The 19215-nt window shown below is 65.6% G+C and carries 16 protein-coding genes and 4 tRNA genes; 7 read left to right on the forward strand and 13 right to left on the reverse strand.

All coding sequences use genetic code 11. The annotated features are described in order from the left end of the window. Positions 1-59: 59 nt before the first annotated feature. From rpoB to DFP85_RS13755, 13 genes are all read right to left on the reverse strand, one after another. Positions 60-4139: a DNA-directed RNA polymerase subunit beta gene (gene rpoB, locus DFP85_RS13695; protein ID WP_133636917.1), complete on the reverse strand. Its 4080-nt coding sequence runs from the start codon at positions 4137-4139 to the stop codon at positions 60-62. Positions 4140-4370: 231 nt separating this feature from the next. Further along, positions 4371-4742, reverse strand: coding sequence for a 50S ribosomal protein L7/L12 (gene rplL / locus DFP85_RS13700; protein ID WP_089714430.1), 372 nt, complete (start codon positions 4740-4742; stop codon positions 4371-4373). 90 nt (positions 4743-4832) lie between these two features. After that, positions 4833-5336: a 50S ribosomal protein L10 gene (gene rplJ / locus DFP85_RS13705; protein WP_071943769.1), complete on the reverse strand. Its 504-nt coding sequence runs from the start codon at positions 5334-5336 to the stop codon at positions 4833-4835. A gap of 260 nt (positions 5337-5596) precedes the next feature. Further along, positions 5597-6289 (reverse strand): 50S ribosomal protein L1, encoded by a 693-nt coding sequence (rplA, locus tag DFP85_RS13710; protein WP_133636918.1) that lies wholly within the window; start codon positions 6287-6289, stop codon positions 5597-5599. A 2-nt stretch (positions 6290-6291) separates the two neighbouring features. Then, positions 6292-6723, reverse strand: a complete 432-nt coding sequence (rplK, locus tag DFP85_RS13715) for a 50S ribosomal protein L11 (RefSeq protein ID WP_133484167.1) — start codon at positions 6721-6723, stop codon at positions 6292-6294. A 92-nt stretch (positions 6724-6815) separates the two neighbouring features. Continuing rightward, positions 6816-7349, reverse strand: a complete 534-nt coding sequence (gene nusG / locus DFP85_RS13720; RefSeq protein ID WP_040183153.1) for a transcription termination/antitermination protein NusG — start codon at positions 7347-7349, stop codon at positions 6816-6818. Between the two features lie 8 nt (positions 7350-7357). After that, entirely contained in the window at positions 7358-7726 is a 369-nt protein-coding gene (gene secE, locus DFP85_RS13725; RefSeq protein WP_133636922.1) for a preprotein translocase subunit SecE, read from the reverse strand. 72 nt (positions 7727-7798) lie between these two features. After that, positions 7799-7874, reverse strand: a tRNA-Trp gene (locus DFP85_RS13730). A 151-nt stretch (positions 7875-8025) separates the two neighbouring features. Then, positions 8026-8100 (reverse strand) — tRNA-Thr (locus DFP85_RS13735). 29 nt (positions 8101-8129) lie between these two features. Beyond that, positions 8130-8203 (reverse strand) — tRNA-Gly (locus tag DFP85_RS13740). Between the two features lie 49 nt (positions 8204-8252). Continuing rightward, a tRNA-Tyr gene (locus tag DFP85_RS13745) sits at positions 8253-8336 on the reverse strand. 116 nt (positions 8337-8452) lie between these two features. Then, the gene (locus DFP85_RS13750; protein WP_133636924.1) at positions 8453-9292 is read right to left on the reverse strand and encodes a type III pantothenate kinase; all 840 of its coding nucleotides are present in this window, start codon (positions 9290-9292) and stop codon (positions 8453-8455) included. Continuing rightward, positions 9289-10272, reverse strand: coding sequence for a biotin--[acetyl-CoA-carboxylase] ligase (locus DFP85_RS13755; RefSeq protein ID WP_133636926.1), 984 nt, complete (start codon positions 10270-10272; stop codon positions 9289-9291). The genes DFP85_RS13750 and DFP85_RS13755 overlap by 4 nt, the downstream gene beginning before the upstream one ends. Before the next feature lie 276 nt (positions 10273-10548). Here DFP85_RS13755 and DFP85_RS13760 point away from each other — a divergent pair, with 276 nt between their 5' ends. The 7 genes from DFP85_RS13760 to DFP85_RS13790 all read left to right on the forward strand — a co-directional run bounded on the left by DFP85_RS13760 (position 10549) and on the right by DFP85_RS13790 (position 18951). Further along, positions 10549-11898 (forward strand): GH1 family beta-glucosidase, encoded by a 1350-nt coding sequence (locus DFP85_RS13760; RefSeq protein WP_133636928.1) that lies wholly within the window; start codon positions 10549-10551, stop codon positions 11896-11898. 61 nt (positions 11899-11959) lie between these two features. Continuing rightward, positions 11960-13594: an ABC transporter substrate-binding protein gene (locus DFP85_RS13765; protein WP_133636930.1), complete on the forward strand. Its 1635-nt coding sequence runs from the start codon at positions 11960-11962 to the stop codon at positions 13592-13594. Between the two features lie 72 nt (positions 13595-13666). After that, on the forward strand, positions 13667-14641 hold the full coding sequence (locus DFP85_RS13770; protein ID WP_133636932.1) for an ABC transporter permease: 975 nt from the start codon (positions 13667-13669) through the stop codon (positions 14639-14641). A 60-nt stretch (positions 14642-14701) separates the two neighbouring features. Then, a complete protein-coding gene (locus DFP85_RS13775) occupies positions 14702-15634 on the forward strand; it encodes an ABC transporter permease (RefSeq protein ID WP_243737304.1) in 933 nt (310 codons plus the stop codon). After that, positions 15634-16644, forward strand: a complete 1011-nt coding sequence (locus DFP85_RS13780; RefSeq protein ID WP_133636936.1) for an ABC transporter ATP-binding protein — start codon at positions 15634-15636, stop codon at positions 16642-16644. The genes DFP85_RS13775 and DFP85_RS13780 overlap by 1 nt, the downstream gene beginning before the upstream one ends. Next, positions 16641-17639 carry an ABC transporter ATP-binding protein gene (locus DFP85_RS13785; protein ID WP_133636938.1) on the forward strand — a complete coding sequence of 333 codons (999 nt, stop codon included), beginning with the start codon at positions 16641-16643 and terminating at the stop codon, positions 17637-17639. The genes DFP85_RS13780 and DFP85_RS13785 overlap by 4 nt, the downstream gene beginning before the upstream one ends. Positions 17640-17934: 295 nt before the next feature. Then, entirely contained in the window at positions 17935-18951 is a 1017-nt protein-coding gene (locus tag DFP85_RS13790) for a LacI family DNA-binding transcriptional regulator (RefSeq protein WP_133636940.1), read from the forward strand. Positions 18952-19215: the final 264 nt, after the last annotated feature.

A 19215-nucleotide genomic window follows, 5' to 3' on the forward strand; every position in this document is an offset into this window, starting at 1 on the left:
GGGCGGGGGCGTCGCCACCCCCGCGGACCGTCATTCTGTGAAGCGCAGGCGGTGCAGCCTCAGCTTTCCAGTTCGATATCGATGCCCAGCGAGCGGATTTCCTTCACCAGCACGTTGAAGGATTCCGGCATGCCCGCCTGCATGGTGTGGTCGCCGTCCACGATGCTCTTGTACATCTTGGTGCGCCCCTCCACGTCGTCGGACTTGACGGTGAGCATCTCCTGGAGCGTGTAGGCCGCGCCGTAGGCCTCCAGTGCCCAGACCTCCATCTCGCCGAAGCGCTGGCCACCGAACTGCGCCTTGCCGCCCAGCGGCTGCTGGGTGACCAGGGAGTAGGAGCCGGTGGAGCGCGCATGCATCTTGTCATCCACCAGGTGGTTGAGCTTGAGCATGTACATGTAGCCCACGGTCACCGGGCGGTCGAAGGCATCGCCGGTACGGCCATCGTAGAGCGTCATCTGGCCCGAGTCCGGCAGGTCGGCCAGGCGCAGCAGGTGCTTGATCTCGTGCTCCTGGGCACCGTCGAACACCGGCGTGGACATCGGCACGCCGCCCTTGAGGTTCTTCGCCAGGGCGATCACCTCCTCGTCGGAGAGCGAGTCGAGGTCCTCGACGCGGGTTCCCTGGGTGGTGTTGTAGACCTGCGCCAGGAAGTCGCGGATCTCGGCCACCTGCTGCTCGCGGGCATCGCGCAGCAGCCCCTCGATCTTGACCCCGAGGCCGCGGGCCGCCATGCCCAGGTGGGTCTCGAGGATCTGCCCCACGTTCATCCGCGAGGGCACGCCCAGCGGGTTCAACACCACGTCGATGGGCTCGCCATTGTCGTCGAAGGGCATGTCCTCGATGGGCATGATCGCCGAGATGACACCCTTGTTGCCGTGACGGCCGGCCATCTTGTCGCCCGGCTGCAGGCGGCGCTTGATCGCCAGGTAGACCTTGACGATCTTCAGCACGCCCGGCGCCAGGTCGTCGCCCTGGGTGAGCTTGCGCTTCTTGTCCTCGAAGCGCTCGTCCATCTCCTTGCGACGGTTCTCCAGCTGCTCGTCGGCCTGGGCCAGCAGCTCGTTGAAGGTCTCGTCCTGCAGGCGCAGCTTGAACCACTGCTGGCGCGGCAGCTCCTCGAGGTAGCTGTCGGAGAGCACGTCGCCCTTCTTCAGCTTGGGACCGCCGTTGACGACCTGACCGGAGAGGGTGCGCTTGAGGCGCTCGAAGGTGGCATCCTCGGCGATGCGGTAGGTCTCCTGGAGGTCCTTGCGCACCTCGTCGAGCTGCATCTGCTCGATGGAGAGCGCCCGGGAGTCCTTCTCCACGCCGTCGCGGGTAAACACCTGGACGTCGATGACGGTGCCCTTCATGCCGGTCGGGGCGCGCAGCGAGGTGTCCTTCACGTCGGACGCCTTCTCGCCGAAGATGGCGCGCAGCAGCTTCTCTTCCGGGGTCAGCTGGGTCTCGCCCTTGGGCGTCACCTTGCCGACCAGGATGTCGCCGGCACCGACCTCGGCGCCGATGTAGACTACGCCGGCCTCGTCCAGCTTGCCCAGCGCCGACTCGCCGACGTTGGGGATATCGGAGGTGATCTCCTCCGGCCCCAGCTTGGTGTCGCGGGAGACGCAGGTCAGCTCCTGAATGTGGATGGTGGTGAAGCGATCTTCCTGGACCGCCCGCTCTGAGAGCAGGATGGAGTCCTCGAAGTTGTAGCCGTTCCAGGGCATGAAGGCGATGCGCATGTTCTGGCCCAGGGCTAGATCGCCCATGTCCACGGAGGGACCGTCGGCCAGGATGTCACCACGGCGCACCTGGTCACCGGGGCGCACGATCGGGCGCTGGTTCATGCAGGTGTTCTGGTTGGAGCGCAGGTACTTGGTCAGGTTGTAGATATCGACGCCGGCCTCGCCGCCGATGATCTCGTCCTCGCTGACCCGCACCACGATGCGCTTGGCGTCGACCGAGTCGATCACCCCGCCGCGACGGGCCACCTCGCAGACGCCGGAGTCGCGCGCCACGAAGCGCTCCATGCCGGTGCCCACCAGCGGCTTGTCGGCACGCAGGGTCGGCACGGCCTGGCGCTGCATGTTCGCCCCCATCAGGGCGCGGTTGGCGTCGTCGTGCTCGAGGAAGGGGATCAGCGCGGCGGCCACGGAGACCACCTGGCGCGGCGACACGTCCATCAGGGTGACCTGCTCGGGACGCATGAAGGTGGTCTCGCCGCGGTGGCGGACCTGCACCAGATCGTCGACCAGCTTGCCGGACTCGTCCACGGTCGCCGAGGCCTGGGCGATGACGAAGTCACCCTCCTCGATGGCCGAGAGGTGCACCACGTCGTCGGTCACCTGGGCATCCACGACCTTGCGGTACGGCGTCTCGAGGAAGCCGTAGCTGTTGGTGTGGCTGTAGGTGGCCAGGGAGTTGATCAGGCCGATGTTCGGACCTTCCGGGGTCTCGATCGGGCACAGCCGGCCGTAGTGGGTGGCGTGGACGTCACGCACCTCGAAGCCGGCCCGCTCGCGGGTCAGGCCGCCCGGGCCGAGCGCGGAGACGCGGCGCTTGTGGGTGACCTCGGAGAGCGGGTTGTTCTGGTCCATGAACTGCGAGAGCTGGCTGGAACCGAAGAACTCCTTGACCGCCGCCGCCACCGGCTTGGCATTGATCAGGTCCTGGGGCATCAGGCCTTCGCTCTCGGCCATGGAGAGGCGCTCCTTGACCGCGCGCTCGACGCGCACCAGGCCGACGCGGAACTGGTTCTCGGCCATCTCGCCGACGCAGCGGATGCGACGGTTGCCCAGGTGGTCGATGTCGTCGACGTCACCGAAGCCGTTGCGGATCGCGATCATCTCGCGCAGCACGTCGAGGATGTCCTGCTGGTCGAGGACGCCGGAGCCGGTGTCGCTGTCGCGACGCAGCCGGCGGTTGAACTTCATGCGACCCACGCCCGACAGGTCGTAGCGGTCCTCGCTGAAGAACAGGTTGTTGAACAGCGTCTCGGCGGCCTCCTTGGTGGGCGGCTCGCCGGGGCGCATCATGCGGTAGATCTCGACCAGCGCCTCGAGGCGGGACCCGGTGGTGTCCAGCTTGAGGGTGTCGGAGATGAAGGGACCACAGTCGAGGTCGTTGGTGTAGAGCGTCTCGAGGGTGGTGATGCCCGCCTGGCCGATCTTCTCCAGCAGCTCGGGCGTGATCTCGGTGTTGCAGGGGCAGATCAGCTCGCCGGTGTTGGGATCGACCTGATCCTTGGCCAGGGTCTTGCCGAACAGGTAGTCCATCGGCACGTCGAGGCGCTCGAGACCGGCCTTTTCCAGCTGGCGGATGTGCTTCTGGGTGATCCGGCGACCTTCCTCGACGATGACGTTGCCGTCGCCGTCCTTGATGTCGAAGGTGGCGGTCTCGCCGCGCAGGCGCGACGGCACCAGCTCCACGGAGAAGCCGGACTTCTCGATATGGAAGGTGCTGAGCTCGAAGAAGTTATCGAGGATCTCCTCGGCGCTCATGCCCAGGGCGCGCAGCAGCACCGTGGCCGGCAGCTTGCGGCGACGGTCGATGCGCACGAAGACGCTGTCCTTGGGATCGAACTCGAAGTCGAGCCAGGAACCGCGGTAGGGGATCACCCGGGCGGAATAGAGCAGCTTGCCGGAGGAGTGGCTCTTGCCCTTGTCGTGGTCGAAGAACACGCCGGGCGAGCGGTGCAGCTGGGAGACGATGACGCGCTCGGTACCGTTGATGACGAAGGTACCGTTCTCGGTCATCAGGGGGATCTCCCCCATGTAGACTTCCTGCTCCTTGATGTCCTTGATCGCCTTGTTGGACGAATCCTTGTCGTAGATGATCAGGCGGACCTTGACGCGCAGGGGGGCCGAATAGGTGACGCCACGCAGCTGGCACTCCTTGACGTCGAAGGCCGGAGTGCCGAAACGGTAGCTGACATACTCCAGGGCAGCGTTGCCGGAGAAGCTCGCGATCGGGAAGACCGACTTGAAGGCGGCGTGCAGGCCGATTTCCAGGCGTTCTTCGGGTGAGCGATCCTGCTGGAGAAACTCGTAGTAGGAATCAAGCTGGATGGCCAGCAGGTAGGGCACATCCATCACTTGGGGCAGTTTGCCGAAATCCTTGCGGATGCGTTTTTTCTCAGTGTATGAGTAAGCCATCTGTATTCCCCAGCTTGTTCACCATGGGTGACCGATGCGTGTCGGCGTCACCCGACGGGTACGGCTCCGTCAGGCGCTGACGGCAAGCCTCCACCAGGAGGCTCGCCGTCGGAATTCGGCTAGCGGTGGCCCGAGGGCGACCGGCTAGTGACAACAGAAAAAGGCCGGCAGCGGGTGTCCCGCCACCAGCCGTGGAAGCTTACGCAGCGCGTGAAGCCATGGGCACAAGGGTTACTTGAGCTCCACGCTCGCGCCGGCGTCTTCCAGCTTCTTCTTTGCCTCTTCGGCGTCGTCCTTGGACAGGCCTTCCTTGATGGTCGCCGGCGCGCCGTCGACGGCACCCTTGGCTTCCTTGAGGCCCAGGCCGGTGATCTCGCGGACCGCCTTGATCACGTTGACCTTCTTGTCGCCTGCAGAGGTCAGCACGACGTCGAACTCGGTCTGCTCTTCCTCGGCAGCGGCTTCACCGCCACCCGGGCCGGCCACGACGGCAGCGGCAGCAGAGACACCGAACTTCTCTTCCATGGCCTCGATCAGCTCGGCCACTTCCATGACGGACATGTCGGCGACGGCGTTGATGATGTCTTCTTTGGTCAGTGCCATTGTCTAGATTCCTAACTTTGCGGGAGCCTCGGCATCGCGATGGCTCGGGGATTCAATGTTCGATTCGGGCTGAGCGCGAGAGTTCGCCGTTCAGGCGGCCTCTTCCTGCTTCTGGTCACGCAGCGCCGCGAGGGTACGGACCAGCTTGCCGGCAGAAGCTTCCTTCATGACGGACATCAGCTTGGCGATCGCCTCATCGTAGGTCGGCAAGGTTGCCAGACGGTCGATGTCGCTTGCCGGGATCAGCTCACCTTCGTAGGCCAGCGCCTTGACCTCGAACTCCTTCTGACCCTTGGCGAACTCCTTGAACAGACGGGCGGCAGCGCCCGGGTGCTCATAGGAGAAGGCCAGCATGGTCGGACCGGAGAAGGTCTCGTCCAGAATCTCCCAGGGAGTTCCGGACAGGGCGCGACGTGCCAGGGTGTTGCGGACAACACGGATCTGCACGCCATTCTCGCGGGCCTGCTTGCGCAGGTCGGTCATCGCGCTGACCGCGACGCCACGAGAGTCGGCAACTACGACGGAGAGCGCATCCTTGGCCGCTTCACTGACCTCGGCAACGATTGCCTTCTTGCCTTCGAGTGCTAGTGGCACAGTGATCACTCCTTCGTGCCGGAACCTCGCGAGAGGATTCCGGTGGTTACCATCTCTCCCGACCGGAGGTCGGGAGTCCTGGGTGATGGTGCTCACCAGAGATCTGGCGGCCACACCATCTGCGCAGGCCTTCCCGAGGGGAAGATTAAGCCGCGCTCGCTAGAAACGCGGCACCTGCGGTCTTTGACGATGCCCCGCCGGCGAGGATAGCCCGGCACGGGGACCGCAAAGTTCCTGCAATCGTCTCGATCGCCGCCCGATCAGGCCAGGGCGGAATGATCGATGGTCAGCCCCGGGCCCATGGTGGTGGACAGGGTGACCTTCTTGAGATAGATGCCCTTGGAGGTGCTCGGCTTGAGCTTCTTCAGGTCGGCGACCAGCGCCTCCAGGTTGCCCTGGATGGCGGAAGCGTCGAAGTCGACCTTGCCCAGGGTGGTATGGATGATGCCGTTCTTGTCGGTCCGGAAGCGCACCTGGCCGGCCTTGGCGTTCTTGACCGCGGTGGCGACGTCCGGGGTCACGGTACCGACCTTGGGGTTCGGCATCAGGCCGCGCGGACCGAGGATCTGGCCCAGCTGGCCGACGACGCGCATGGCGTCCGGCGAGGCGATGACCACGTCGAAGTCCAGCTGGCCCTTCTTGACCTGCTCGGCCAGGTCGTCCATGCCGACGATGTCGGCACCGGCTTCCTTGGCAGCATCAACGTTGGCACCCTGGGTGAAGACCGCGACACGCACGTCCTTGCCGGTACCGTTGGGCATCACGGTGGCGCCACGCACGACCTGGTCGGACTTGCGCGGGTCGACGCCCAGGTTGATGGCGACGTCCAGGGATTCCTTGAACTTGACGGTGGACAGCTCGGAGAGCAGGGCCACGGCCTCGTCGAGGGAGTAGGTCCGGTTGGCGTCGACCTTCTCGCGAATCTGCTGTGCACGCTTGGTAAGCTTGGCCATGATCAGAGACCCTCCACGTTCAGGCCCATGCTGCGGGCACTACCGGCAATGGTACGCACCGCGGCGTCGAGATCGGCAGCCGTCAGGTCGGGCTCCTTGGTCTTGGCGATCTCCTCGAGCTGCTCGCGGGTCACGGTGCCGACCTTGGTCTTGTTCGGCTCGCCGGAGCCGGACTTGATGCCGGCCGCCTTCTTCAGCAGGACCGCGGCGGGCGGGGTCTTGGTGATGAAGGTGAAGCTGCGGTCGGAGTAGACGGTGATGACCACGGGGGTCGGCAGGCCCGGCTCGATGTCCTGGGTCGCGGCGTTGAACGCCTTGCAGAACTCCATGATGTTGACGCCGTGCTGGCCCAGCGCGGGGCCCACGGGGGGACTCGGGTTGGCCTTGCCAGCTGCGACCTGCAGCTTGATGTAAGCCTGTACTTTCTTGGCCATGATGGACTCCAGTTGGGTAGTAGCGCCTTGCGGCTCCCCGGGTTACACAGCCACCCGCGGGCGGCTGCCACGAAACAGGCAGGCCCGGAAGGCTATTCCTTCTCGACCTGGGCAAACTCCAGCTCGACGGGCGTGGAGCGGCCGAAGATCAGCACGCTGACCTGCACACGGCTCTTGTCATAGTTGACCTCCTCGACGACCCCGTTGAAGTCGGCGAAGGGGCCGTCGATGACGCGCACCGACTGGCCCGGCTCGAAGAGCGTCTTGGGCTTCGGCTTGTCGGTGCCGTCCTTGACCCGGCTGAGGATGGCATCGGCCTCCTTGCGGGTGATCGGGGCCGGCTTCTCCTTGGTGCCACCGATGAACCCCATGACGCGCGGGGTCTCGTTGACCAGGTGCCAGGTCTCGTCATCCATCTCCATCTCGACCAGCACATAGCCGGGATAGAACTTGCGCTCGCTCTTGCGACGCTTGCCGTCGCGCACTTCGACGACCTCTTCGGTCGGCACCAGGATCTCGCCGAAGCGATCCTCCATGCCGTGCATCTTCACGCGCTCGATGAGCGAGCGCATGACATGCTTCTCGAAGCCGGAGTAGGCGTGGACGACATACCAACGCTTGGACATGAAAACTCCTAACCGATGACGCCGGACATCGCCCAGCCAAGAAGGGTGTCGATCAGCCACAGCATCAGCCCGACCACCAGCACGGCCACCAGCACGATGGCGGTGGTCTGGACGGTCTCGGGCCGGGTCGGCCAGACGACACGCTGGATCTCCTTCTTCGCACTCCTGGCGAGCTCGACCAGATCACGACCCTTGGTCGTGGTCAGCGCCACCAGTGCCGCCGCCACGCTGAGCACGACGACACCGAGCACACGATAGAGAAGCGCCTGGTCGGCGAAATAGGTATTGCCGACCACGGCAAGGACCAGCAGAGTGACGACAACCGCCCACTTGAGCCCGTCGTGGCGCGACTCCTGCACCTCGGCGTTATGCTTCATGAAAACGAGACTCCTCAGGGTGCGGCAATCGAAACATGAAAGTATATGAGATCTCGCCAGCCTGGGGAAGACTGGCAGGCCAGGAGGGAATCGAACCCCCAACCTGCGGTTTTGGAGACCGCTGCTCTGCCAATTGAGCTACTGGCCTGTATCTGCTTCCGCGACCACCCTTTGCAGGCGGCCTGTACGACAGCGGGCGCCATGATAGCGAAAGCCGCTTCTCCTGGCAACCCCATCCCTGCACGAGACCCGCACCGGGAAGAAAAAGAGAAGGCGAGCCTAGGCTCGCCTTCTCGATATGGAGCTCATGGACGGATTTGAACCGTCGACCTCACCCTTACCAAGGGTGTGCTCTACCCCTGAGCTACATGAGCGCGACCTTGTGGTATCACAGCTCGATACCTGGAGCGGGCAGCGGGGATCGAACCCGCATCATCAGCTTGGAAGGCTGAGGTTCTACCATTGAACTATGCCCGCCGACCCACTCTTGCTTGCCATCACTCGACGCGTCGGGTGCGGCTGAACCTGGTGGAGGGGGAAGGATTCGAACCTTCGAAGCTTTCGCGGCAGATTTACAGTCTGCTCCCTTTGGCCACTCGGGAACCCCTCCAGCTGGCGATGCATTCTACCGCCTCTGCTTCCGGTGTCAAGTGCCTGTTTTCGCTGGCTCTTGATCGGGCGCGACGGGCCTGCTGGGCGCGCCTCTCCGGAACGCGGCGCATTGTGTCAAAGCAGCATGGAGAATGCAAGCGCGGCGCGGATCTTTTCCAGTGCCACCGGCGAGGGCACGCGGGGTGCCCCGGACATGCGTCCCGCTCGCTCGGCCGCGGTCAGCGGGAAGCAGGCCTCCAGCCCCCCATAGACCATGTCTGGCCAGACCGCATGGGGCACCTGGATGCCCCTAGACACCACCCGGGCGTCACCGCCGGTCAGCATCATCGGCAGCGCCACGCCCTGCTGGTCACACACCTCGCTGTAGATGCGATTGACCGCGCTCACTGCCGCCATGTAGATGCCGTGATTGACCGCCTCGACGGTGCGCCTGCCGGGTTCCAGCAGCTCCTCGGCCTCGCTGTCCGGGTCGATGGCCACGTTGCGGGTACCGAGCTTCAGGCTCTCCTTCATCAGCCGCAGCCCGGGCAGGATGTAGCCGCCCAGGTGGCGCCCGCCGGGCAGCACGAAGTCGACGGTGATGGCGCTGCCGCAGTCCACGGCACAGCAGCCGCCGGCCAGCTGATAGCCCGCCAGGGCCCCCATCCAGCGATCGACTCCCAGCCGGCCGGGCTCCTCGTAGCCGTTGGTGACCCCCAGCGCCTCGGCCGTGGAGCGCGCCACATAGACGCTGCCCACCCGCTGGCGCAACAGTCCGACCGTCTCCTCCAGCACCGCACGGCGCGCTACGCTGGAGATGCGCACCGCCTCGACCACGTCGAGGTCCGGGATATCCGCGCCGGGGCGCCACTCCTCGCGGGTCCAGACCGCGCCGCGGGAGCGGATCTCGCTGCTGTCGGCATCCTTGAGCCGCCATTTGGAGAGGGTGTTGCCGATGTCGAGGTCCAGGATCATGCGCGTCTCCGCACGCTGATCTCGCCGCCGGCAAGCCGCACCGGCCTGCCTTCCTGCTGCACCCAGAGGTTGCCGGCCTCGTCCACCTCCCCGGCGGTGGCCGGCTCCCGGGTGCCACGCTGCAGGACCTCCACCTCGCAGCCGGCGAAGGCATGCCGGGCGTTCCAGTCGTCCCGCCAGGCGGCGAACCCCTGCTGCTCGAAGCCTGCCAGCAGGGGCAGCAGCTCATCCAGCAGCTCGATGGCCAGGGCATTGCGGGAGAGTCCCGGCGCCTGGTCATGGACTGCCGCGACGGCCTGGTCGATGCCGCCACGGAAGGCCGCCGGCAGGTCGACATTGATGCCCATGCCCACCACCACCTCGCAGGGGCCGGCGGCATCACCGCTGATCTCCACCAGGATGCCCGCCAGCTTGCCGAGCGCCCCGTCGTCGTCCTCCAGCAGCACGTCATTGGGCCACTTCAGGCGTGGCCGGAGGCCATGGCGCTCGAGCACCCTGGCGAGGGCCACGCCCAGCGCCAGGCTCAGCCCCTCAAGCGATGCCACCCCCGCCTCGACCCGCCAGCCGAGCGAGAGCATCAGGGTGCGCCCCCAGGGCGTCACCCAGGCGCGACCTCGGCGTCCTCGCCCCTCGCTCTGCTGCTCCACCAGGCAGACCTCGCCGTGCCCCGCCCCCTGGGAGAAGCGCTCGCGCAGGAAGGCGTTGCTGGACGGCAGGCTCTCCTCGACGAACAGCCGCGTCAGGTGGGGACGCGCCTCGCGCGAGAGGCCGGCCACGATGGCGCCACCATCCAGCAGCTCGAGGCGCTCGACCAGGCGATAGCCCTGGCCCTTGACCGCTTCCATGGGAATGCCCAGGGACTCCAGCTTGCGCAATTGCTTCCATACTGCCGCCCGCGACACGCCCAGCCGTTCGCCCAGCTGCTCGCCGGAGTGGAACTCGCCATCGCTCAGCAGGCGGATCAGGTCACCGATGGTCATGCTCATGCCCCTGACGGGAAATGGGACATTCTAGCGGATGGCGCCGCGCCCCGGAAATCGCCCCGCCCAATTCACTACTTGGCCGACGCCCCGACCGGCCGGTCGTCGGCTCAGCTCAGGGCATAGACGGTACATCGGAACGCAACTGGGCGTCATGAAAGGGATTTCATCGACCCTCCGACCCTCGTCGACCAAAGTCGTATATTTTTATGAAACCGCTTTCATGACCATGGCACCCAACATCCCATGGGCCCGACAAGAGGAACCTGCTTTCCCATGCAACGAATCGAACTGCCGACATCGTCACGACTTCTCACCCCGGACTTCACCTTCGGCGTCGCGACGGCGGCCTTCCAGATCGAGGGGGCCACCCAGGCCGATGGCCGCCTGCCGTCCATCTGGGACCACTTCTGCGCCCTCGAGGGTCGCGTCAAGAACGGTGACAGCGGCATGCCCGCCTGCGACCATTACCATCGCTGGCAGGAAGACCTGGAGCTGATCCAGGGCCTGGGGGTGGACGCCTACCGCCTGTCGATCGCCTGGCCGCGCGTGATGACCGAGGGCGGCCAGCCCAACGCCAAGGGCCTGGATTTCTACAAGCGTCTCCTCGACAGCCTGCTGGAGCGCCATATCACGCCCTTCGTGACGCTCTATCACTGGGACCTTCCCCAGCACCTGCAGGAGCGCGGCGGCTGGCTCAATCGGGAAACGGCCTATCGCTTCCAGGAATACGCCGACCTGGTGTCCCGCGAGCTGGGTGACCGCGTCCATTCCTATGCCACCCTCAACGAACCCTGGGTCAGCGCGATCCTGGGCCACGAGGCCGGCATACACGCGCCGGGGCTGGAGGACGCCCGCCTCGCCCGCCAGGCCGGGCACCATCTGCTGCTGGCCCACGGCCTGGGCATGCAGACCCTGCGCACCAACACCCCCGACGCCCAGGCCGGCCTGGTGCTGAACATGGGTCCGAACACGCCCCACAGCCGTCGCTACGACGACCGCGTCGCTGCCCTGGTGGGCGAGGCGAGCATGAACCACTGGTTCCTGGAGCCGGTGCTCGAGGGCCGCTACCCGGCGCTCTACACGCGTCTCTACCCGGAGCTGGCGCCCCAGGTGCTGCCGGGCGACATGGAGCTGATTTCCCAGCCAGTGGACTTCATCGGCATCAATTACTACACCCGCGGCGTCGTCTCCTATGACCGCGAGCACCTGGTCCAGGGCCACCCGCCCAAGGACGTGGAGGTCACGGACTTCGGCTGGGAAGTCTATCCGCAGGGCCTGACCGACCTGCTGGTCGACCTGAACGAGCAGTACCGGCTGCCGCCCCTGATGGTCACCGAGAACGGCATGGCCGGCGACGATCACCTGGAGAAGGGAGAGGTCCATGACGAGCAGCGCAGCCGCTACCTCAACAGCCACCTCAATGCCGTCCACGACGCCATTGAGCAGGGTGTCGATGTCCGGGGCTACTTCGCCTGGAGCCTGATGGACAACTTCGAGTGGGCGGAAGGCTACAGCAAGCGCTTCGGCCTGGTGTACATCGACTACGAGACCCAGCAGCGCACGCTCAAGGACAGCGCCAGGGCATTTGCCGACTTCCTCTGGACACGCAAGGCCGGGCGCTGAGCCCCCACCCTCACCGCGACAGCATCACCACGACAACAATAGACAAGCGAAGGTAACGCCAATGAAAACGTTCTCCATGATGGCTCTGGCCGCCGCCGTGGCCGCCTCCTCCTCCCCCGCGCTGGCCGCCCCCGACCAGGGCGGCACCCTGACCGTGCCCGTCATCACCACGGCCTTCACCAGTAGCTTCAACCCCTATATCGACAGCAACAACATCGTCGGCGGGATGGTCTTCGAGACCCTGGCCTTCACCAACGTCATGCGGGGGGAAACCAGCCTGCGGCTGGCCGAAGGCTACGCGTACGCGGAGGACTACCGGAGCATCACCTACACCCTCCGCGAGGACCTCGCCTGGTCCGACGGCGAGCCACTGACCGCCGACGACGTCGTCTACACCTTCGAGCTGGCGCGTGAGGTGCCCGTCTATGACCTCGCCGGGGTCCTCGCCAGCGGGCTGGTCACCGAAGTCACCCGGGTGTCCGATCGCGAGATCCGATTCGACCTGGCGCAGGCCGACAGCACCGTGCACTGGGACCTGAACCGCTACATGCCCCTTCCCCGGCACGTCTGGGAGCAGGCCAGCGATCCCGCCACCTTCACCAACCCCAAGGCGATCGGTTCGGGCCCGGTGACCGAAATCGAGTACGTGCGGCCCCAGCAGATGGAGATCTGCCGCAACCCGCACTACTACCAGGAAGACCGGCCCTACCTGGACTGCGTCCGCTATCGCGCCTTCAATGACAACTCCCAGATCCAACCGGCCCTGATGAATGGCGAGATCGACTGGGGGTCCAACTTCATCGCCGACGTCGAGAAGACCTATGTCGCCGCCGATCCCGACAATCACCACTACTGGTACCCGGCCAACGACGCCATCCATCTCTACCTGAACACCAGGCAGGCGCCCTTCGACGACCTGGCGTTCCGCCAGGCGGTGTCCGTGGCACTGGACCGTGAGGCGATCGTCGACCTGGCCGCCTACGGCTACCCCACGGCGAACTTCTTCCCCGGGGGCATTGGCGACTACTACGCCGACTACATGGATGAGTCGCTCATGGAGGAGTACGGCTGGCTGACCCAGTACGATCCGGACAGGGCCCGCCAGCTGCTGGACGAGGCCGGTTACCAGGATGTCGACGGTGACGGCCAGCGTGAGCTTCCCGACGGCTCTGAGCTAGCGTTCGACATTCAGGTCGTCAACGGCTGGACCGACTGGGTACAGACCGTGCTGATGATCACCGAGTACCTCCAGGACGTGGGCATCGAGGCCAACGTCAATGCTGTCGAGTGGGGCGTCTATGACCAGTCGCTCAAGGAGGGCGACTACCAGGCCGCCATCAACTGGTCGCTGCTCTCGACGCACCCCATCCAGACCTTCAAGGAGTACTACCACACCAGCCGCGTCGGCCATATCTGGCACGCCGGGCATGGCGTGCACTCGGAGCGGGTCGACGCACTGATCGAGGACTTCGGCTCCCTGACCGAAGCCGACGCCAAGCAGGACACCCTCGACCAGCTGCAGCGTTTCACCGCCGAGAAACTGCCATTCGTCCCGCTGTTCTCCAACGCCACCTGGTTCCAGTACAACACCAGCGAGTTCGTGGGCTGGCCGAACGCGGAGGACCCCTACGTGCACCCGGTGTTCTACTCCACGGGCAACAACACCCTGATCTTCAACAACCTGCGTCGAAAGTAACCGACCATCAGCGTGAGGGGGAACCGGACCCGCCCCGGTTCCCTCGTCGACCCCGAGCCAGAGGCGAACTCAATGCGGTACATCCTCAGTCGATTCCTGTTCTATCTTGTCGCGTTCCTGATCGCCATCTCCTTCAATTTCCTGCTGCCTCGCATCATGCCGGGCGACCCGGTCGATGCGCTCTTCGCCGGCTCCGCGGGGCAGCTGGATCCGTCCCAGATGGACGCCATCCGCGCCATGTATGGCTTCTCCGAGGGGCCCCTGTGGTCGCAGTACCTCCAGTACGTGAAGAGCGTCTTCACCGGTGACCTAGGCCCCTCCATCCTGATGTACCCGACCGACGTGACCACCGTGCTCGGCTTCACCTTCCCCTGGACCCTGTTCCTGATCGGGCTGGGCGTCACCACCGCCATCATCCTCGGCCTGATCCTCGGGACTATCGCCGCCTACAAGCGCGGCAACTGGTTCGCCTCCCTGTTTCCGCCGATGGCCGCGGTGCTCTCCTCGATGCCGACCGTCGTCACCGCCCTGCTGGTCTTCTACCTCTTCGGGCTCAAGCTGCAATGGTTTCCCATGAGCTATGCCGCCGACCCTTCCCTGGCGCCCGGCTGGACGGCCGAGTACCTCGGCAGTGTCGCCCACCATGCCGTGCTGCCGCTGCTAGTGATCGTCCTGGTCAGCCTCGCCCAGTGGGTGATGACCATGCGCAACGCCATGATCAACGTGCTCGGGGAAGACATCATCACCATGGCCGAGGCCAAGGGCCTCAGTCAGGCCCGCATCATGCTCCGCTACGCCTCGCGTAACGCCGTGCTGCCGGTGGTGACCTCGGTGGCCATGGGTCTGGGCTTCGCCGTCGCCGGCCAGATCTTCATCGAGATCGTCTTCAACTACCCCGGCGTGGGCAACACCCTGCTCAAGGCGATCAACGCCCGCGACTACCCCCTGGTGCAGGCCCTGCTGCTGCTGATCGTCGCCTTCGTGCTGATCGGCAACTTCATCGCCGACCTCACCTATCTCTGGCTCGACCCGCGTCTGCGCAAGTAACCGAAGGGCTTACCGATGACTGACTCCTCCCTGCCAATGGACTCCTACAGGAAGACTCCCATGGTGCCTCCACGCCTCCGGCAACTGCTGCGCAATCTCGCTGCCTTCTTCCAGGGCAACCTGTCGGCAACCATCGGCGGCGGCGTGATGGCGCTGGTGATCGTGGCCTGCCTGATCGGCCCCTGGTTCACCGCCCATGCGCCCGACGAACGTGTCGCCCGCCCACACGTCGAACCCAGCGCCGAGCACGTGCTCGGCACGACCCGCCAGGGGCGGGACGTGTTCAGCCAGCTGCTGCATGGCGGCCGCGCCTCGCTGGGCGTGGCCTTCATCGCCGGGGCCATCTCCACGGTCATCTCGATCCTGGTCGGCATCTCCGCCGGCTACTTCGGCGGCCGCATCGATCAGTGGCTCAACTTCGCCATGAACGTGGTGCTGGTCTTCCCGCAGCTGCCCCTGCTGATCGTCCTGGCGGCCTTTCTCGGGCAGGTGGGGCCGGTGGTGATCGCCCTGCTGATCGGCATCACCAGTTGGCCCTGGGGCGCGCGCGTCGTGCGCTCGCAGACCATGGCCATCCGCCAGAAGGAGTTCATCCTCGCGGCGGAGTGCATGGGCGAGAGCCGCCTGCGCATCGTCCTGGTGGAGATCCTGCCCAACCTGATCTCGATCGTTGCCGGCAGCTTCGTCGGGGTGGTCATGTACGCCCTGATCAACGAGGCCGGCCTCGAGTTCCTGGGGCTGGGGGACCCCACCGTGGTGACCTGGGGCACCATGCTCTACTGGGCCCAGTCGTCCGCCGCCCTCTACACCGGCGGCTGGTGGGAGATGATCGTGCCCGCCGTGACCATTGCCCTGGTCGGCGGCGCCATGGCGCTGATCAACATGTCCATCGATCAGGTCAGCAACCCCAAGCTCAAGACCGGCCCGCACATCAAGCGCTGGCGCAAGCTCAACCGCATCATTCAAGCCAAACGCCAGCGAGGTGCTTCCTGATGGCGATCCAAGCCTTTCAACCCGCCACCGACGAGAACACCGGCGAGCTGCTGGAGATTCGCCACCTGTGTGTCGACTATGTCTCGCCCAAGGGCATGGTCCGGGCCGTCAATGACGTCAGCCTGAGCATTCGTCCGGGGGAGACCCTGGGCCTGGCCGGCGAGTCGGGCTGCGGCAAGTCGACCCTGGCCTTCTCCATCGCCCGCCTGCACAAGGCCCCGGCGCTCATCTCCGAGGGCGAGATCCGCTATCGCGGTCGTGACGTGCTGAGCATGAACAAGCGCACCCTGCGCCAGTTCCGCTGGAACGAGGTCAGCGTCGTCTTCCAGAGCGCGATGAACTCCCTCAATCCGGTCATCACGATCGGCGAGCAGATCACCGATGTCATCCTGGCCCACTGCAAGGTCCGCAGGAAGGAGGCCTGGCGCCAGGGAGAGGAGCTCCTCCAGACCGTGGGACTGCATGCCAGCCGCATGGACAGCTTTCCCCACCAGCTCAGCGGCGGGATGCGCCAACGGGTGGTGATCGCCATCGCCCTGGCGCTCAGGCCCCGCCTGATCATCATGGACGAGCCGACCACGGCCCTGGATGTGGTCGTGGAGCGGGAGATCATGGATGAGCTCTACCAGCTGAAGGACCGGTTCGGCTTCTCCATCCTGTTCATCAGCCACGACCTCAGCCTCATGGGCGAGATCGCCGACCGCATCGGCATCATGTATGCCGGCAAGCTGGTCGAGCTGGGCAGCGCCGACGAGGTCTTCTATCGCCCCCGGCACCCCTACACCCGGGGCCTGCTCGACTCCTTCCCGACCATCCATGGCCCCAGGGAGCGGCTGTATGGCATACCCGGCAACCCGCTCAACCTCCTCGAGGCCCCCCAGGGGTGCTACTTCCAGGACCGTTGCGAGCGCTGCTTCTCCACCTGCCGGACGCATGACCCGGAGATGATACCGGTGACGCCCACTCACCAGGCCGCTTGCCACGAACTTGCCGAGAGGACCGCGGGATGACCATGACCACCGAGGCCAACGCCCCCATCGTGTCGGCGCGCGACCTGACCAAGGACTTCACCCTGGGCGGATCGTTGCTAGAGCGCACCACCATGCGTGCCCTGAACGCCGTCTCCTTCGACCTCTTCCCGGGAGAGGCGTTGGCCATCGTCGGCGAGTCGGGAAGCGGCAAGAGCACCAGCGCACGGATCCTCTCCCAGGTCCATGAGGCCACCTCGGGAGAGGTGACCTTCCGCGGCGAGCCGATGCATGAGCTGATCGCCCAGGGCGGCAAGCGGGGCTTCGCCAGCCGCGTACAGATGATCTTCCAGGACCCCTTCGGCAGCCTCAATCCGGTGCACCGCATCTTCTACCAGATCGCCCGCCCCTTGCAGATCCATGGCAAGGTCCGCGGCAAGGCGGCCCTGCGGGCGCGGGTGCTCGAGCTGCTCGAGACCGTGGGCCTGACGCCGGCCGCCGAGACCGCCGACAAGTTTCCCTACGAGCTCAGTGGCGGCCAGCGTCAGCGGGTGGCGATCGCCCGGGCGCTGGCCGTGGAACCCGACGTCATCCTGGCCGACGAGCCGATCTCGATGCTCGATGTGTCGATCCGGCTCGGCATCCTCAACCTGATGATGGACCTCAAGGACCAGCACGACATCGCCTTCATGTACATCACCCACGACATCGCCACCGCGCGCTATTTCGCCGAGCGCACGGCGGTGATGTATGTCGGCCACATGGTGGAGTGGGGCAACAGCGATGCCGTCACCCAGAACCCCCAACACCCCTACACCCAGCTGCTGCTCGCCGCGGTCCCCCAACCCGGGGCACACAAGGGCCGGGACATGAGCCAGTACCAGCACAAGGCCGACATCCCCATGTGGCAGCCCGAGAGTACCGGCTGTCCCTTTGCACAGCGCTGCCCCCACGCCCGAACGGAATGCAGCACCCGCCTGCCCGAGGTTACCCGGATCGCCAAGGACCACTTCGTGCGCTGCTACCTGTACGAGTGACGCCGTGAACTCGACGCCTGCGGATGACCTGCGCAGGCGTGTCGAGGGGCCGTCTCGACGCCCCGGGCTTGGGGCCGTCATGCCCGCGCCTGTCACCCGAGGGTGTGAACGGCAGGAGAGCCTGGGCGCGCTCTTTCCGGAACCTGGGCAATAAGCCTGAAAACGATTACATCAATGGCTATAATGCTGGATCGACGATATTTCATCCGCAGGGAGCGCACAGCCCCGGGATTTCGTCCACCGCCTCGACCCGCGGCGTCATCCGCCCGGCGATCGAGGCGCATCAGGAGCCAGCATGTCCACCATCAGGGAGGTTGCCAAACTGGCAGGCGTCTCGCCCGCCACGGTCTCACGCGTCATGAATGGCGAGGTGCCCGTGGCGGACGACACGCGTCGACGGGTCGAGGAGGCCATGCAGCGGCTTGGCTATCGTCCCAACTCCTTTGCCCGCTCCCTCGCCTCCAACCGCTCCGACTGCATCGGCCTGGTCATCTCTCACCTTGCCGGCCCCTTCATGGGCACCCTGATGGTGAATCTGGAGGAAAGGCTCCGCCTGCACCAGAAGTCGCTGCTGGTCGCCTCGGGACACAACGAGCTGATCCGCGAACAGGAATCGATCGACTTCCTGATGTCGCGTCGCTGCGATGGCCTGCTGGTCCAGTCGGATCGCCTGCACGATGACGTCCTCGTCGCGCTGGCCGCGCAGATTCCCCTGGTCGTCATCAACCGCCGAGTGCCCGGCCTGGAGAGCCAGTGCAGTTACGTCGACAACCAGCAGGGCGGCTATCTCGCCACGCGTCACCTGATCGAGCAGGGTCACCGACACATCGCCTGCATCACCGGCCCGCGCTGGAAGCAGGATGCCACCCAGCGACTGGCGGGCTTTCACCAGGCCATGGAGGAAGCCGGGCTGAGCGTGCCGGAAGGGGCCGTCGTGGAAGGCACCTGGCAGGAGTCGAGCGGACGGGAGGCCGTGGATACCTTGCGGCGGCGAGGCCTGCCCTTCACAGCCCTGGCGGTGGGCAACGACGACATGGCCATCGGGGCCATGTTGCACCTGAAGGAGCTCGGCCTGAGCGTGCCCGAGGATGTCTCGCTGGTGGGCTTCGACGATGAGGTCTACGCGCACTACGTCACGCCGGGACTGACGTCGGTCCACGTCCCCGTGGACCGGATGGCACAGGCGGCCAGCGGCAGGATCATGTCACTGGCCTATGACGCGCCCTGGCAGGGACCGCTCTGTTTCTCGACCCACCTGGTGGAACGCGGCACGGTGGCGCCACCGTCATCGGCTCACGTCACCCCTTGCTGAGCCGATGACGGCCTGCCGGAGGCAGCAGTTCTCCCCCCGGCGAGCCGGGGGGGGGAACGCCACGGGGCATTCCCCGACGCCCCGCTCTCCAACGGCCGCACATGAAAAGACCCCGTACTCTATCGAACACGGGGTCTTCTCGGGATAGGTGCCTGACGATGACTTGGCCGTAACCGGCTGCTGAACACATCTTCCGCGGAAGGCCTTGTCCGGTGACATTAGGTGCCCACGTAACAATAGATGGGCACCTATTCATGACGTCCC

Source organism: Halomonas ventosae (genome assembly GCF_004363555.1).
In the GTDB taxonomy this organism is placed as follows: domain Bacteria; phylum Pseudomonadota; class Gammaproteobacteria; order Pseudomonadales; family Halomonadaceae; genus Halomonas; species Halomonas ventosae.